The sequence below is a fragment of the Paracoccus sp. R12_2 genome (assembly GCF_017744015.1).
Taxonomy (GTDB): Bacteria; Pseudomonadota; Alphaproteobacteria; order Rhodobacterales; family Rhodobacteraceae; genus Paracoccus.
The window spans coordinates 357,742-372,417 of the sequence record NZ_JAGHRA010000002.1 but is presented as its reverse complement, the minus strand read 5'-3'; the positions used below and the strand labels follow the sequence as shown (position 1 = coordinate 372,417).

The following is a 14,676-nucleotide window of genomic DNA, read 5'->3' as shown; positions in this document are numbered from 1 at the left end:
GATCGCCAGTAACGTCTCCACGGAGAATAACGTCGTCCTGATGTCGAACGACCCAGACCGAGTGTGCGGCAGGACCGCTGTCACTGAAGTCGAATGCCTGGTTTCCGCGACGCGACACGTTGGCGTCCATGACGTGAAGGTCAAGCGTATCGATGCCCCGCTGGAAATCGACGATTGTGTCTTTCGTCCTGCCGGTCGGGGCGTCGCGAGGAGAGTGGAAGATGAACGTGTCTTCACCAGGGCCGCCGCGCAGCAAATCGACGCCCTCTCCCCCAAGTAGCAGGTCTTGACCCCATCCCCCCGTCAAACTGTCTGCGCCGGTTCCGCCTGCCAAGCGGTCGCGACCCGAGCCGCCGACAAGAAGGTCGTTGTGGCTGCCGCCGCGCAGGATATCGTTTCCGAAGTCACCATAGAGTTTGTCGTGCCCTGTCGATCCGACGATGGTGTCGTTTCCGGGACCGCCAAACAGGCGATCGTTTCCGACATTTCCGAATACCTTGTCATGTTCGGAGCCACCGAAAACAAGATCCCAGCCGATGCCACCGTGGATCGTATCGTTGTCCAGGCCACCCGAAATCGTGTCGTTGCCTGGACCGCCATAGATCAGGTCGTGCGATTTGTTCCCGTTGATGATGTCTTTTCCGTATTGACCGTAGATCACGTCGTTGCCGAAGAAGCCGTCTATCGTGTCGTTCCCAGCGCCACCGTTGATCGAGTCGTCACCGCGGTTTGCCCAGATATAGTCACCCCCCTGACCACCGCGCATCAGGTTATCCACATTCTGCGCACCAAGGATGAAATCTGCTCCGCTTGTGCCTTCCACGAGCTTCGAAGAGGCCGATACGCGATTTTGATCACTTAGGGCGTCGTCAATGTATTTTTCTGGAACAGCATTTACCGGGTCGTGGTATCGCACCGTCGCGGACTGAGGGACATGTTTCGACCATTGCCGCGGCCAGTCGATAAAATGATCTTCCTGCAACTCGTCTGCGTTCTTGCCGTCTGCCGCCACCGTAGCCGAGCGGTGACGCGCCCCATCAAGCGAATACAGAATGCGTTCGTCGATCAGAAGCCATTGCTGCCCGTTCAGGGCCACCACACGGACATTCTCGGGTGGATCATATAAATCGACCAACTGACCATCGACCCATATCGTGTCGCGGCTGGGGTCAAAATCGTCGATGCGACCAATCACGCGTTGGTTTGAGCCGCCGACACCGACGAACTCGAACCGATCATTTCCTTGACCTCCGAAGACATGGTGACCGAAGCGGTAGGTCGCGTCGTCAGAATTGAACCGACCCATATGAAGTTTGAAAACATCATTCCCGAACCCTCCCATGATGTGGGTCTGATATCGGTGAGGCGATGGCCCTCCAAAACCGTAACCATGGATGATGTCGTTGCCGTCGCCGCCGCTGACCATGCCGCCAAGCCGGCCGGCGTGTATCAGATCGTCGCCTCTTAGACCGTGAAGCATGTCGACCCCCCAACGGCCATCCAGCCGATCAGGTGCGGTGGTTCCCATCAGGTGATCGTTCCCGTGTGTTCCATAGACATTCGCCATCGGTGCAGTCCTCGTTCGTTTCCAGGGGTGCGCCTATCCTGAAGCGCGCGCGCCGGAGCCGCATTTCAGGCACAATGACCAAGTGCGCAGCTCTGGGCTGTTCGTTCATGCGATAGAGACCTTCAGGAAAGGGCGATGGCTCCATCGTTTGTCCGCAGCGAATGGAATTGCCGGGGGGCCAGGGAAGCGTTCAACGATTGGCATAGCCGAGCTGACGCTAGGATGACGAAGAGAACGCCAAGAAACGACAAGCTGACAGGAAGAGGGCCCAGTGCCGCCAGCAATAGAGATCCGGTTATCATGACCGCCATGGCGCCAGACTGCGGCAGGATCATGCGAAAGCGAAATGGGATGGTATCATTCCACCACCGCTGATCTGCCGAACGCAGCAAGACATGCGGAAACCGCATCGAAATCAGGACAAACGTTCCTGAAGTCCAGAATGCGAATCCAATTCTGCCGAACCCATATCCTGTGGACCATGCTAAGAAAGCCACCAAGGAATTGGCGATCAGGAAAGCGAGAACGCTTGCGATGATCATTCGGTCAGTCTCCTGCGCTGCCGACACTTTTCTTGTTCGGTGCGCCGGTGGTTAATAGTTTACTGAAATAATATTGAAAACAACCTGAGAGTGCATTGATCTTTGTTACACAGCCGAGTGCGAGTGCTCAGCCAGGTTCTCTTGATAGGTGCATGAGCTTGCATGAATAGTCTTTTCGGGCTGACTTATGTGCAGTTGGCGCGTCTTGAATTTTTTCCTGAAGTCACGGCAAGCCGCAGGGCCGGAATCGGCGCGTTCTGTCAGGCCTGATCTCAGCGGCCTCAATCCCACCAAGCCCAAGCCCTTCTTGAATCACATCCTCGAACCATGGTCGCTGACAAGGGGCAGGGGTGGCTTTGTCCCCTCAATGGGACATCTGACGCTTGATACTCCAAGATGAATCGGCGGGTCCGCGAGCCCTTCACCCGCTCAACTCCGGCAAGTCGACATGAAAAAGGCGACCGCCGCGGGTCGCCTTTCAGGGTATACTGATCGCGATGCGATCACATGCCGGTTTGCGCCTCGACGCTTTCCTGCTGAACCACCTGGCCTGCGGTCTGGATATCGCGCCCGGCACCCTGAACCGTCTCGCAGGCAGCAAGTGCAGTCATTGCCAGAGCCGCGCCGATCATCATGATTTTCTTGTGCATCTTCGTCTCCTGATACGCGTTTCAGGGTCGAAACGCCGGTGAACGTCTCAGGTTCCCGATCAGAATGCGACACCCGAGAACAGGCCGATATTCGCATATGGCGTGAATTCGCCGCTGCGCACCACGGCCCGCGCCTGACGGGTCAACAGTTTGAAGTCCGTATGAGACAGTTCCTCGATGTGGCCCAGGGCACGGTGCCGAAACTGTTCGCGCAAGTCCGGGCCGGTTTCGCTTGCGATGCAGGCGCGTTCGATGACCATGTCCGCACATACCGCGTCCAGCACAGCCAGCATGCCGGGCAGTCCGCGCGTCACCGCCAGGTCGATGCAGCGGACCCCCGGCGGCACCGGCAGCCCGGCATCGCCGATGACAAGAAGATCGCCATGACCCATCGCGGCGATCAGGCCCGACAATTCGGCGTGAAGAAGCCCCGCGCGTTTCATGCCGCGTCCTCGGGCAGGGTTTCGGACAGATATCGCATCATGTTGCCTCCCATCACCTTGGCGATCTGCTGATCGTTGAGGCCTGAATCCATCAGCGCCTGGGTCAGCGCAGCCAGATGCGCGGCATCGAACGGCGCGTCAACCGATCCGTCATAGTCCGATCCCAGAGACACGTGATCTTCGCCCACCAGCGCGATCGCGGCCCTGATCGAGGCGGCGATGTCCGACGGTTCGGCCCCGCAGACAACATCCGACCAGAAACCGATGCCGATGACGCCGCCCTTGGCGGCGATGGCCTGCATCAGGTCATCGTCCAGGTTACGATGGCTGTCGCAATGACCGTGGATGCCGGTATGTGACAGAACAGGCCGGGTGCCGTCGATCGCCAGCACGTCTCGGACCATCTGCGGGCTGGCATGCGCCAGGTCGATGACCATGCCCTTGTCCATCATCCCCTGCACGACCTCGGCTCCGAAGGCGCTGAGACCGGCGCCGGACCCGCCCTCGCCATGCAGACTGCCGCCCAGTTCGTTGTCGAAGAAATGCGTCAGTCCCATCAGGCGGAACCCGGCGTCGTAAAGCACGTCCAGATTGGCCAGATCGCCCTCCAGCGGATGGCCTCCTTCGGACCCCAGAACGGCGCCCAGCATCTGTTGTCCATCCGCACGATCCGCCATCAGGTCGCGCAGGTCGTCGCGGCTGCGGATCAGGCGCAGGCTGTCAGGGGCGCGCGCGGCCATGTCGCGCAGCGCCTCGGCCTGCACCAGTGCGCGTTCCTTCAGCGAGAACCACGACCGGACCGGGCGCAACTGACCCATGAACAGCGGCGTGATGTTGTCGGGTGCCTCGGCGCTGTTGGCGGCATAGTTCTGGCCGCGCGGGCTTTTGGTCACTGTGGTGAAGACCTGCACGGCGACATTGCCTTCCAGCAGGCGCGGGATATCGGTGTGGCCGCGGTCGCCGCGCTTCAGCAGATCGCGATCCCACAGCAGCGGATCGGCGTGCCAGTCGCCGATCACCAGTTGCCGGTGCAATTCCTCGGCCTCGGCGGTGACGGGCCAACCCCCTTCGGGCATCCGCAGCGGGTTCAGACTGCGTTCAACATAGCCGGGCGCGAAGGTGAAGAACGCCGCGGCCGCGACAGCCACCAGAACCACGACCCCCATCAGAAACCGCTTCAGCATTCATGCCTCCGTATTGATGCGGCCAACATAGACCGCCCGAACCACATCTGCATGACGAAATCACGCAATTGGCGCGAGGTCACCTGGTCAGATCCAGATGCATGACATGTTGCGGACCGGCGGACCCGCCAAGAAAGACCCGGCCATCATCCGTGAAGCCCGCCTTGCGATAGACGGCAATGGCTGCGGGATTGCGGAAATTCACCGTCAGGTAGACCCTCGCGGCGGTCGGATAACGGGGCGGCAAATAATCTGGCAGGCACCGCATCGCGGCGGTGCCGATGCCGCGACCCTGCACGCCCGCGTCCAGCAGGACGCCCCGCAATCCCAGGTCACCGGGATCCGCGAAATCGTGGTTCAGATGATAGGCACGGTCGATCTTGAACAGACCGACCGCGCGTTCGCCCTCGCAGATCTCGTGCAGATCGACCGTTGCGGGCTCGGCCAGCGCGGCGGCAACCGTTCCGGCAAAGCGAAGCTGATCAGGGCGCAGCGCGAGATGCGCGACCCGGTCCGCATCGCGCCGGTCCAGCGGCCGCAGCGAGATCACTTCTCCAGCTCCTCCAGCTCGTCGATGAATCCCTCGATCATCGACAGACCCTTGTCCCAGAAGGCCGGATCGGATGCGTCCAGTCCGAACGGGGCCAGCAGTTCGCTGTGATGTTTCGATCCACCCGCTGCCAGCATGTCGAAATACTTCGACTGAAAGTCCGGCAAGCCATCCTCGTAGGCGGCATAAAGCGCGTTCACCAGCCCGTCGCCGAACGCATAGGCATAGACATAGAACGGCGAATGGACGAAATGCGGCACATAGGTCCAGAACGTCTCGTATCCGGGCATGAATTCGAAGACCGGGCCCAGGCTTTCGGCCTGCACGCTCATCCACAGCGCGTTGATATCGTCGGGGGTCAACTCGCCCTCGGCGCGGGCAGCATGCAGCTTGCATTCGAAATCGTAGAACGCGATCTGGCGGACGACCGTATTGATCATGTCCTCGACCTTGCCCGCCAGCAGCGCCTTTTTCTGCGCCGGATCGGTGGTCTTGGCTAACAGCGCGCGGAAGGTCAGCATCTCTCCGAAGACCGAGGCCGTCTCGGCCAGGGTCAGGGGCGTCGCCGCCAGCAACTCGCCCTGATCCGCCGCCAGCCGCTGATGGACGCCGTGGCCCAGCTCATGCGCCAGTGTCATCACGTCGCGCGGCTTGCCCAGATAGTTCAGCAGGACGTAGGGATGGACCGTCGAGACGGTCGGATGTGCGAAGGCGCCGGGGGCCTTGCCGGGCGTTGCGGCGGCATCGATCCAGCCACGGTCGAAGAAGGGCTCTGCCAGTTCGGCCAGCTTCGGCGCGAACCCCGAATAGGCATCCAGCACAGTTGCCCGCGCCTCGTCCCAACCGATGATGCGCGGCGCGTCGGTCGGCAGCGGCGCATTGCGGTCCCACACCTGCAGCTTGTCCAGCCCCAGCCATTTCGCCTTCAGCGCATAGTAGCGATGGGACAGGCGCGGGTAGGCCGCCGTGACCGCATTGCGCAGCGCCTCGACCACCTCTGGCTCGACATGGTTCGACAGGTGCCGGGCGGTCTGTGGCGTGGGCATCTTGCGCCACTTGTCCTCGATGGCCTTTTCCTTGGCCAATGTGTTGTGGACACGGGCGAACAGCTTGACGTTGTCGCCGAACACCTTGGCCAGCGCATGGGCTGCGGCCTCGCGCTTGGCCCGGTCATGTTCGGTCAGCAGGTTCAGCGTTTCTTCAAGGCTCAGTGTCGCGTCGCCGACCTGAAAGCCAAGCGAGGCGGTCGTTTCGTCGAACAGCCGGTTCCACGCAGCGGCGCCGACGACCGAATTGTCGTGCAGGAACTGTTCCAGTTCGTCCGACAACTGGTGCGGGCGCATGGCACGCATCCGGTCGAAGACCGGCTTGTAGCGTGCGGGACCGTTCGGGTCGGTAAAGACGGCCTGGTAGGTCGCGTCCGGGATCCGGTTGAATTCGAGGCTGAAGAACACCAGCGGCGTGGTGATGTCTGTGATCCTGCCTTGCAGGTCGCCCAGCATCTTGGCGCGCGCGGGATCGACGGTGTTCTGGTAATAGCGCAATCCTGCATAGGACATGATCCGGCCGGCGATGATGTCGATCTGCTGATAGGTCTCGATGCAGTCCAGCATCGCGGCGGCATCCAGATCGGCCAGCTTGCCCTGATAGCGCGCGGCGAAATCGGTAGCCATGGTTTCCAGCCGCGCAATGTCATCGGCCAGTTCGGGCGCGTCGGGCGCGGGGTAAAGATCGGTCAGGTCCCAGACGGGAAGATCGCCAAACGGCGTGGCCTTCACCTGTTCGGCTGCGTCGAAGGTCGGTTGTCCTGCCATGTTCGATGTCCTTTTCCTGATTGGCCCAAGATGTGGACCGTCGCAGGCCGAACCGCAAGCCTTGGCCAGCGCAGCGGTCAGCCCTTGAAGGAACAGGCGCTACAGATCAGCGAAGGCTGCGACATGGCGGATGGTCGCCTTGGCAGGCAGGTCGCCCACCATCTGCAGATACGGTCCCGCATAGGGTGAGGACAGATCGGCGGGCAGGAAACCGAAACGCGCGTAATAGGCGGGATCGCCAATCACCACGACGGGCAGGTCGGCGGCCTGCCTGATCGCCTCGTGGATCAGCGCGGCACCGATCCCCAGGCGCTGAGCACCCGGCGCGACCGCGACCGGTGCAAGCGCAAGGGCAGGGCGGTCGCCTGTCACGGGCGACAGCGCGACGTGACCCAGGACCGTGCCGGCGGCCACGGCGACCAGCGACAGATGCAGATCGCCGTTTGCGCGCAGCTTGCGGACCAGCCGCGCTTCGTCTTCGCCATCGAACGCCGTGCGCAGCAGGGTGTCGACGGCATCGTGATCGGCGCGGCGTTCGGGGCGGATCCGCGGCACCACGTCGCGCCTGTCGAAATCGCGCCGGATCGCGGTGCTGGCGCGGCCCCAGTCGCTGTCTGCGGTGCGGGACTGATGTGCCGCGAAGGCGTCGGCATCCACGAACAGCTCGGACAGGTTCCAGATCAACGGGTCTTCGTCCTGCCACAGATCAAATCGCAGGCAGCCCGGCTCAGCCCGGCTGAGATCGACATGATCGGGCAGCAGCGACAGGGCCGTCATCATCTGCGCAGCGTCGGCACAGATCAAACGCCCCCGCAGCGCGGTCATCGGACGGGCCAGATCGATCAGGCTGCCGGTATCCTCGCAGTCATGTTCGGGGCGGCTGTGGTGATGTCCGCAGGCGCAGCTCATGATTTCAGCCGTTCGATCAGGGCCATGGCGGCGGCGGGGTTGCGAGGTTTCTCGCCCGAGATGACATAAAGATACAGGTCGCGATCCCTGGCGATTCCGCGTGCCGTATCGGCCCATCGGTCCAGATCGGCGTCGGAATAGCCGGTTGGAATATCGGTGGTCCCCATCAGCCGAAGATAGGCGAAATCCGCGGTTGTCGCATCGATTTCGGGAAACTTGCTGTCGCCTGCGCGGATGAGGGCGATATTGCGGTCTCGGCACAGGGCGGCGGCTTCGTCGCAGGCGAAGCTTTCGTGCCGCGCCTCGATGGCGTGGCGCAGGGGCAAACCGTCATGGCTAACGGGCAGCAGCGCCAGAAAAGCGGCGAAATCCTCGGGGTCGAATTTTTTTTTCTCGGCCAGTTGCCAGTTGATCGGACCCAGCTTTGCGCGCAACTCGGTGACGCCGGAGTTCAGGAACCTTGTCACACTGTCCCCGCTTTCGGCCAGCACGCGGCGGTTGGTGGCAAAGCGGGGACCCTTGAGCGCGAACACGAAATCCTCGGGCGTTTCGTCATGCCATTTCCGGAACGTCGCGGGTTTCTGGTTGCCGTAATAGGTGGCATTCACCTCGATCGAGGTCAGATGGGCGCTGGCATATTCCAGCTCGCGCCGCTGTGGCAGGTCGTCGGGATAGAAGACCCCGCGCCATTCCGCGAAATTCCAGCCGCCGATGCCGATGCGGATCATGTCTGCCTCCGATTGTCAGACCCCTCTATCCCGCGCGGGATGGCGGGGCGTCAAGTCAGACCACTGCGCCGTCCGACATCTTGCGCAGGAAGGCGGCGGCGTCGCTGCGGATGGTCCTGCGTTTGTCCGCGTCCATCCGGTCCCAGTTGCTATAGATGCGCGACATGCGCGGATTGGCCTCGAACCGGTCGCGGTGGCGGACCAGAAAGTCCCAGTACAGAAGATTGAAGGGACAGGCATTCTGGCCGGTCTTCGCGGTCACGGAATAGGCGCAGTCGCCACAGTAATCCGACATCTTGTTGATGTAATTCCCGGAACTGACATAGGGCTTGCTGCCGACGATCCCGCCATCGGCGAACTGGCTCATCCCGATGGTGTTCGGGGCCTCGACCCATTCATAGGCGTCGATATAGACGGACAGATACCATTCATGCACTTCGGCCGGGTCGATACCGGCCAGCAGCGCGAAATTGCCTGTCACCATCAGCCGCTGAATGTGATGTGCATAGGCCAGACGCCCTGTCTGCCCGATAGTGGCGGCCATGCAGGCCATCCGCGTCTTTCCGCCCCAATACATCCATGGCAGCTTGCGCCGATGGTTCAGGGCGTTGCGCCGCGTATAGTCCGGACCTTCGCGGAAATAGATGCCGCGCATGTATTCGCGCCAGCCAAGGATCTGCCGGATGAACCCCTCGGCCGAATTCAGGCGCACCTTGCCGTCGGCATGGGCCCTGGCCGCCGCCTCGCAGACCTCGCGCGGGGACAGAAGCCCGGCGTTCAGATAGGGCGACAGGACCGAATGGTGCAGATGCGGATCGTCCCGCAACATCGCGTCCTGATAGGGTCCGAATTCGTCCAGGGAATGGCTGATGAAATGCTGCAGCGCGGTCAATGCGCCGTCGCGGTCGGTGGCGTAGTCGAACGGCCGAAGGTCGCCGAAATTGTCTGGAAATCGCGCCGCGACCAGATCCAGAACCTCGTTCGTCACCGCGTCAGGGGCAAAGCGTGGCGGGGGGTCGCGGAACATGTCCACATCGGCCGGCTTGCGGTTGTCATGATCGTGGTTCCATTTCCCGCCCACGGGTTGGTCGCCGTCCATCAGCAACCCGGTCTTGCGGCGCATGTCGCGATAGAACCATTCCATCCGCAACTCCTTGCGATCCCTGGCCCACGTGTCGAAGTCGTCATGGCTGGCGAAGAAGCGGTCGTCGGGGCGCTGATGCACCTTGATCGGAAGATAGGTCAGGATGTCGATCAGACGCCATTCGCCGGGCTCGGTCGCGATCACCTCATCCGCATCGAATTCCGCCGCGCGGCGCAGCAATTCGCCACCGATCTTCTGGCTGTTGTCCGGGTCATCCAGCCGGGTATAGGCAACCCGAAATCCGTCATCCGCAAGCCGGGCGGCAAATTTGCGCATCGCGGCAAACAGGAAGGCGATTTTCTTGGGGTGGTGGCGGACGTAGCTGGCTTCGTCCATCACCTCGGCCATGACGATCACGTCGTCCTTGCCGGCTTCGCGCAGGGCGGCCACGTCGCGCGACAGCTGGTCGCCAAGGACAAGGATCAATCGGGTCATGCACACCTCCTGAAACGAAAGGACGCGCGAGTTGCCCCGCGCGTTCCCGTCAGAAGGTCATTCCCATTCGATCGTGCCCGGCGGCTTCGATGTGATGTCGTAGGTGCAGCGGTTGATGCCCTTCACCTCGTTGATGATCCGCGTGGCCGTTTCGCCCAGGAATTCATGCGTGAAGGGATAATAATCCGCGGTCATGCCATCGACGGATGTCACGGCGCGCAGCGCGCAGGCGTAATCATAGGTCCGCCCGTCGCCCATCACGCCGACGGTGCGAACCGGCAGGATCGCCACGAAGGCCTGCCAGATCTCGTCATAAAGACCGTGCTTGCGGATCTGGTCGATAAAGACCGCATCGGCCTTGCGCAGGATTTCCAGCTTGTCGCGGGTGATCTCCCCGGGGCAGCGGATGGCAAGGCCCGGACCGGGGAAGGGGTGGCGTCCGATGAAGCTGTCGGGCAGGCCCAGTTCGCGGCCAAGGGCGCGAACCTCGTCCTTGAACAGTTCGCGCAGCGGCTCGACCAGCTTCAGGCCCATCTTCTCGGGCAGGCCGCCGACATTGTGATGCGACTTGATGGTGACCGAAGGTCCGCCCGAAAAGCTGACGCTTTCAATGACATCGGGATACAGCGTGCCCTGCGCCAGAAACTCGGCACCCTCGATCTTTTCGGCTTCGCGCTGGAACACGTCGATGAACAGCTTGCCGATCGTCTTGCGCTTGATCTCGGGGTCGCTGACCCCTTCCAGCGCGCCAAGAAACAGATCGGCCTCGTCGGCATGGATCAGCGGGATGTTGTAGTGGTCGCGGAACATCGTGACCACCTCGTCAGCCTCGTTCAGCCGCAATAGGCCGTGATCGACGAAGACGCAGGTCAGCTGATCGCCGATTGCCTCGTGGATCAGCACCGCGGCGACCGAGGAATCCACACCGCCGGAAAGCCCGCAGATCACGCGGCGGTCACCGACCTGTTCGCGGATCTTGCGGATCGCCTCGTCCTTGTAGCTGGCCATCGTCCAGTCGCCGGTGAAGCCCGCCAGCCGGACGAAGTTTTCCAGCATCTTGCGGCCGTGCGGGGTGTGGTGCACCTCGGGGTGGAACTGCACGGCGTAGAAGTTGCGCGCCTCGTCAGCGATCATCGCCATCGGTGCGCCGGTCGAGGTGCCGATGACTTCGAAACCCGGCGCCATCTCGGTCACGCGGTCGCCATGGCTCATCCAGACTTCTTCGCGACCGCTTTCGAACAGACCCGCGAAGATGCCGTCCTGCTTGTGACCTGGTGCAGGCGTGATGAAGGCACGACCGTATTCGGCATGGTGGCCCGCTTCGACATTGCCGCCAAGCTGGGACATCATGACCTGCTGGCCATAGCAGATGCCGAAGACAGGCACGCCCAGTTCGAACACCGTCTGGGGTGCGCGGGGGCTGTCCTTGTCGGTCACGCTGGCCGGGCCGCCTGACAGGATGATCGCCTGTGGCGGGTCGGCCCGCAGGGCGTCGCCGGTCACGGCATTGAAGGGGCGGATCTCGCAATAGACGTTCAGTTCGCGCAGGCGTCGCGCGATCAATTGCGTCACCTGGGATCCGAAATCGATGATCAGAAGGCGCTGGTGCTGGGTCATGGATGCGCTTTAAGGTCGGTTTCGCGATGGTGCAAGAGGTCTGCCATACGCGGAACCCCACGGCGCGCTTCGGCGTTCCAAAATATCAATATTAACAAGTCTCTGAGGCGAGGTTGCCGATGAACCTGAAAACCACTTCCACCGCGATGATTTGCCTGGTCATGCTGGCGGCCTGTGAACCGGGCACTCGGGTAGGTGCCGAAACCGACCCCCTGGGTGTGGATGAGACCACTATTCCCGCCGATCAGGCGCTGGCCGCAATGTGTTCGGGCGACGCCGGACAACAGGCTGCGATGGCCGATGCCGTGAATGCGGCGCGTGCCGCGCAAGGCAAGACCGTGCTTGCCCCCAATGCCAAGCTGAACCAGATCGCGCAGTCCCATGCCTGCGATGTCGCGGCGATGGGACGGGCGACCGTCGCGGGGTCGAATGGATCGAACGTCGTTGACCGGGCACGTGCGGTCGATTACCCGACCTGCGGGGTTGCCCAGCTTGTGTCGATCGGCGGATCGCCATCCGGGGTCGTGGCGGGCTGGCTGGGGTCAGAGCCGCACCGCGTCGAACTGCTTGGCCAGTCAAGCGACGAAGTCGGGGCAGGCGTGGCGCGTGGCCCGGATGGCCGGCTTTGGTGGAGCGTGGTTTTGGGCGACGACTGCGCCTGAACGCATCACCCGACCCATCAGGAAAACGGCGCGGATCGACCGCGCCGTTTCTTTATTGGCGTCTGGACGGCGCTATTTCTCTGGGACCAGCCCGCGCGGCGCGAAACGCAGCACCAGCAGAAGCACCAGTCCCATCGCGATGAATCGCATATGGGCGGCACTGTCCAGAAGATGGTCTTTCAGACCACCCTCGGGCAGGGGCGCGGTCAGAACGCCGATCAGTGCGGGCCCCCACACCTCGGCCTTGATCCACAGGAACCAGATCAGCACAGCCCCGAGCACGGCGCCCCAGTTGTTGCCAGACCCGCCGACGATCACCATGACCCAGATCAGGAACGTGTAGCGCAACGGGTTGTAGCCGACCGGCGCCATCAGCCCGTCCTGGGTGATCATCATCGCCCCGGCGATGCCGATCACGGCAGAACCCAGGATGAAGACCTGCAAATGCCGGGCCGTGACATCCTTGCCCATGGCTTCGGCCGCCGTCTCGTTGTCGCGGATCGCGCGCATCATCCGGCCCCAGGGCGATTTCAGCGCAAGTTCGGCCAGCAGGATGATCGCCAGCAGCACGACAAGGAACAGCGACATGTAGCACAGCTTGACCCAAATCCCCGACGCCTCGGCCGCGCTGAAGCCCCAGCGCTGCGCGAAAGAAACGAATTCCGGGTTGCCTTGCAGTTCGATCTCGTAGGGGACAGGGCGAGGGATCGAGGTGACATTCTTGACGCCGCGCGCCAACCAGTCCTCGTTCTTCAGGACCGCCACGATGATTTCGCCGATCCCCAGCGTGGCGATGGCCAGGTAATCCGACCGCAGCCCCAGCGCGACCTTGCCCACCGCCCAGGCGGCGGCGGCGGCAAAGGCACCGCCCACCGCCCAGGACAGCAGGACGGGAAGGCCAAGCCCGCCGATATTGCCGTGCCGGGCTGGGTTGTTGGCCTCGATCGCCGAGACGGCGGGATCGAACAGCCAGCGATAGATCACGAAACCGGCGATCAGAATGACCAGCACGGCAAGCCCGCGTCCGGCGCGCAGACGTTTCCATGCCTGCACGGCCAGTGCCAGCGTGCCCAGCCCGACGGCCAGCGCGATCAGGACGCGCGACCCGCCGGCATTCCAGGCGCCCTCGACCGGCTGGGTGGCGATCAGCACCGGGGCCACGCCCCCAAGCGCAAGAAAACCCACGACGCCGACATTGAACAGGCCGGCATAGCCCCATTGCATGTTCACACCCAGCGCGGTGATCGCCGAGATGAGGCCCATGTTCAGGATCCCCAGCGCGGTGTTCCAGCTGCCCGAGAACATCGCGTTGCGCATGGTGCCTTCCATGACGAACAATGCGGCAAGGATCGCGAACAGGATCGGAGCGCGCCACGGATTGGTGGTTGCGGCCTGACGGTTGCTTGACATGACCGGCCCTCCCTTACACGGACTTGCCGCGGAACAGCCCGGTGGGCTTGAACAGCAGCACGACGATCAGAATGACGAAGCTGACGGCGAACTTGTATTCCGTCCCCAGCAGTTGCAGCAGCCCTCCGGGCTCCCAGCCGGGGAACAGGTATCCCGCCACTTTCAGCCAGGGATAGGTGATCGCGACTTCCGAAAAGGCCACGACGAAGCCGCCGGCGATCGCCCCCAGCGGATTACCCAGACCGCCGACGATGGCGGCGGCGAAGATCGGCAGCAGGATCTGGAAATAGTTGAAAGGCTTGAACGCCTTGTCCAGACCGTAAAGCACGCCTGCGATGGTCGCCAGGCTGGCGGCGATGATCCATGTCAGCCGCACCACCTTTTCGGGGTCGATGCCCGACAGCAGCGCCAGATCCTCGTTGTCGGAATAGGCGCGCATGGCCTTGCCCGACTTGGTGCGGTTCAGGAACCAGAACAGCGCCCAGACCACGATGACCGCGACGATCACGGTCAACGCCTGCGTGGTCTTCAGCGCCAGCCCCTCTTGCAGGCCGGTCATCTCGCGGAAGTCGCGGACATTGATGACAAAGCGCGCGCCATCCGCAAAGCGTTGCTCATCGACGCCGATCAGCAGGCGGGTCAGCCCGTTCATCAGGAACATCACCCCGACCGAGGCCATCACGAGGATGATCGGCGCGGCCTTCTGGACCCTGTAAAAGCGATAGACCGCACGGTCTGTCAGCAGGACCATCGCCGCCGTTCCGGCGATTCCCAACGGCAGCGCCAGCAATGCGGTCGGCAGTGGCCCTAACGATATTCCGGCGGCCTGCAGTGCCCATGTCACCAGAATCGTCACTGCGGTCCCGAAGGCCATCGTGTCGCCATGCGCGAAGTTCGAGAACCGCAGGATGCCATAGATCAGCGTCACCCCCAGCGCGCCAAGCGCCAGCTGCGCGCCATAGGCGGCGGCGGGAATGAAGACAAAGTTCAGAAAGGCTACGAGGGCGTTCAGGATGTCCAT

At 62.6% G+C, this 14,676-nt stretch carries 14 protein-coding genes; 1 reads left to right on the top strand and 13 read right to left on the bottom strand.

The features are described from left to right. From J7359_RS04385 to guaA, 11 genes are all read right to left on the bottom strand, one after another. On the bottom strand, positions 1-1,567 hold a 1,567-nt coding region (locus tag J7359_RS04385), incomplete at its 3' end, for a calcium-binding protein (protein WP_209055307.1). Positions 1,568-1,689: 122 nt separating this feature from the next. Then, a complete protein-coding gene (locus tag J7359_RS04380; protein WP_209055306.1) occupies positions 1,690-2,109 on the bottom strand; it encodes a hypothetical protein in 420 nt (139 codons plus the stop codon). Between the two features lie 503 nt (positions 2,110-2,612). Next, positions 2,613-2,759, bottom strand: a complete 147-nt coding sequence (locus J7359_RS04375) for an entericidin A/B family lipoprotein (protein WP_209055305.1) — start codon at positions 2,757-2,759, stop codon at positions 2,613-2,615. Between the two features lie 59 nt (positions 2,760-2,818). Continuing rightward, positions 2,819-3,202 carry a D-ribose pyranase gene (rbsD, locus tag J7359_RS04370; RefSeq protein WP_209055304.1) on the bottom strand — a complete coding sequence of 128 codons (384 nt, stop codon included), beginning with the start codon at positions 3,200-3,202 and terminating at the stop codon, positions 2,819-2,821. After that, positions 3,199-4,386 carry a membrane dipeptidase gene (locus J7359_RS04365; RefSeq protein WP_209055303.1) on the bottom strand — a complete coding sequence of 396 codons (1,188 nt, stop codon included), beginning with the start codon at positions 4,384-4,386 and terminating at the stop codon, positions 3,199-3,201. Before J7359_RS04365 ends, rbsD begins: the two co-directional genes overlap by 4 nt. 79 nt (positions 4,387-4,465) lie before the next feature. After that, positions 4,466-4,936, bottom strand: coding sequence for a GNAT family protein (locus J7359_RS04360; RefSeq protein ID WP_209055302.1), 471 nt, complete (start codon positions 4,934-4,936; stop codon positions 4,466-4,468). After that, entirely contained in the window at positions 4,933-6,750 is a 1,818-nt protein-coding gene (locus tag J7359_RS04355; protein ID WP_209055301.1) for a M3 family oligoendopeptidase, read from the bottom strand. Before J7359_RS04355 ends, J7359_RS04360 begins: the two co-directional genes overlap by 4 nt. A 99-nt stretch (positions 6,751-6,849) precedes the next feature. Beyond that, the gene (locus J7359_RS04350; RefSeq protein WP_209055300.1) at positions 6,850-7,659 is read right to left on the bottom strand and encodes a GNAT family N-acetyltransferase; all 810 of its coding nucleotides are present in this window, start codon (positions 7,657-7,659) and stop codon (positions 6,850-6,852) included. Further along, positions 7,656-8,387, bottom strand: a complete 732-nt coding sequence (locus J7359_RS04345) for a DUF72 domain-containing protein (protein WP_209055299.1) — start codon at positions 8,385-8,387, stop codon at positions 7,656-7,658. The genes J7359_RS04350 and J7359_RS04345 overlap by 4 nt, the downstream gene beginning before the upstream one ends. A 55-nt stretch (positions 8,388-8,442) precedes the next feature. Then, positions 8,443-9,966 (bottom strand): cryptochrome/photolyase family protein, encoded by a 1,524-nt coding sequence (locus J7359_RS04340; RefSeq protein ID WP_209055298.1) that lies wholly within the window; start codon positions 9,964-9,966, stop codon positions 8,443-8,445. Between the two features lie 57 nt (positions 9,967-10,023). Further along, positions 10,024-11,583: a glutamine-hydrolyzing GMP synthase gene (gene guaA / locus J7359_RS04335; RefSeq protein ID WP_209055297.1), complete on the bottom strand. Its 1,560-nt coding sequence runs from the start codon at positions 11,581-11,583 to the stop codon at positions 10,024-10,026. Between the two features lie 119 nt (positions 11,584-11,702). On the opposite strand from guaA, the gene J7359_RS04330 reads away from it, so the two are divergent. After that, positions 11,703-12,245, top strand: coding sequence for a CAP domain-containing protein (locus J7359_RS04330; RefSeq protein ID WP_209055296.1), 543 nt, complete (start codon positions 11,703-11,705; stop codon positions 12,243-12,245). 72 nt (positions 12,246-12,317) lie between these two features. On the opposite strand, the gene J7359_RS04325 is transcribed toward J7359_RS04330, so the two are convergent. Together J7359_RS04325 and J7359_RS04320 are read right to left on the bottom strand one after the other, a co-directional pair. After that, complete coding sequence (locus J7359_RS04325; RefSeq protein ID WP_209055295.1) at positions 12,318-13,655, bottom strand: branched-chain amino acid ABC transporter permease; 1,338 nt, start codon at positions 13,653-13,655, stop codon at positions 12,318-12,320. 13 nt (positions 13,656-13,668) lie between these two features. Next, on the bottom strand, positions 13,669-14,676 hold the full coding sequence (locus tag J7359_RS04320) for a branched-chain amino acid ABC transporter permease (RefSeq protein ID WP_209055294.1): 1,008 nt from the start codon (positions 14,674-14,676) through the stop codon (positions 13,669-13,671).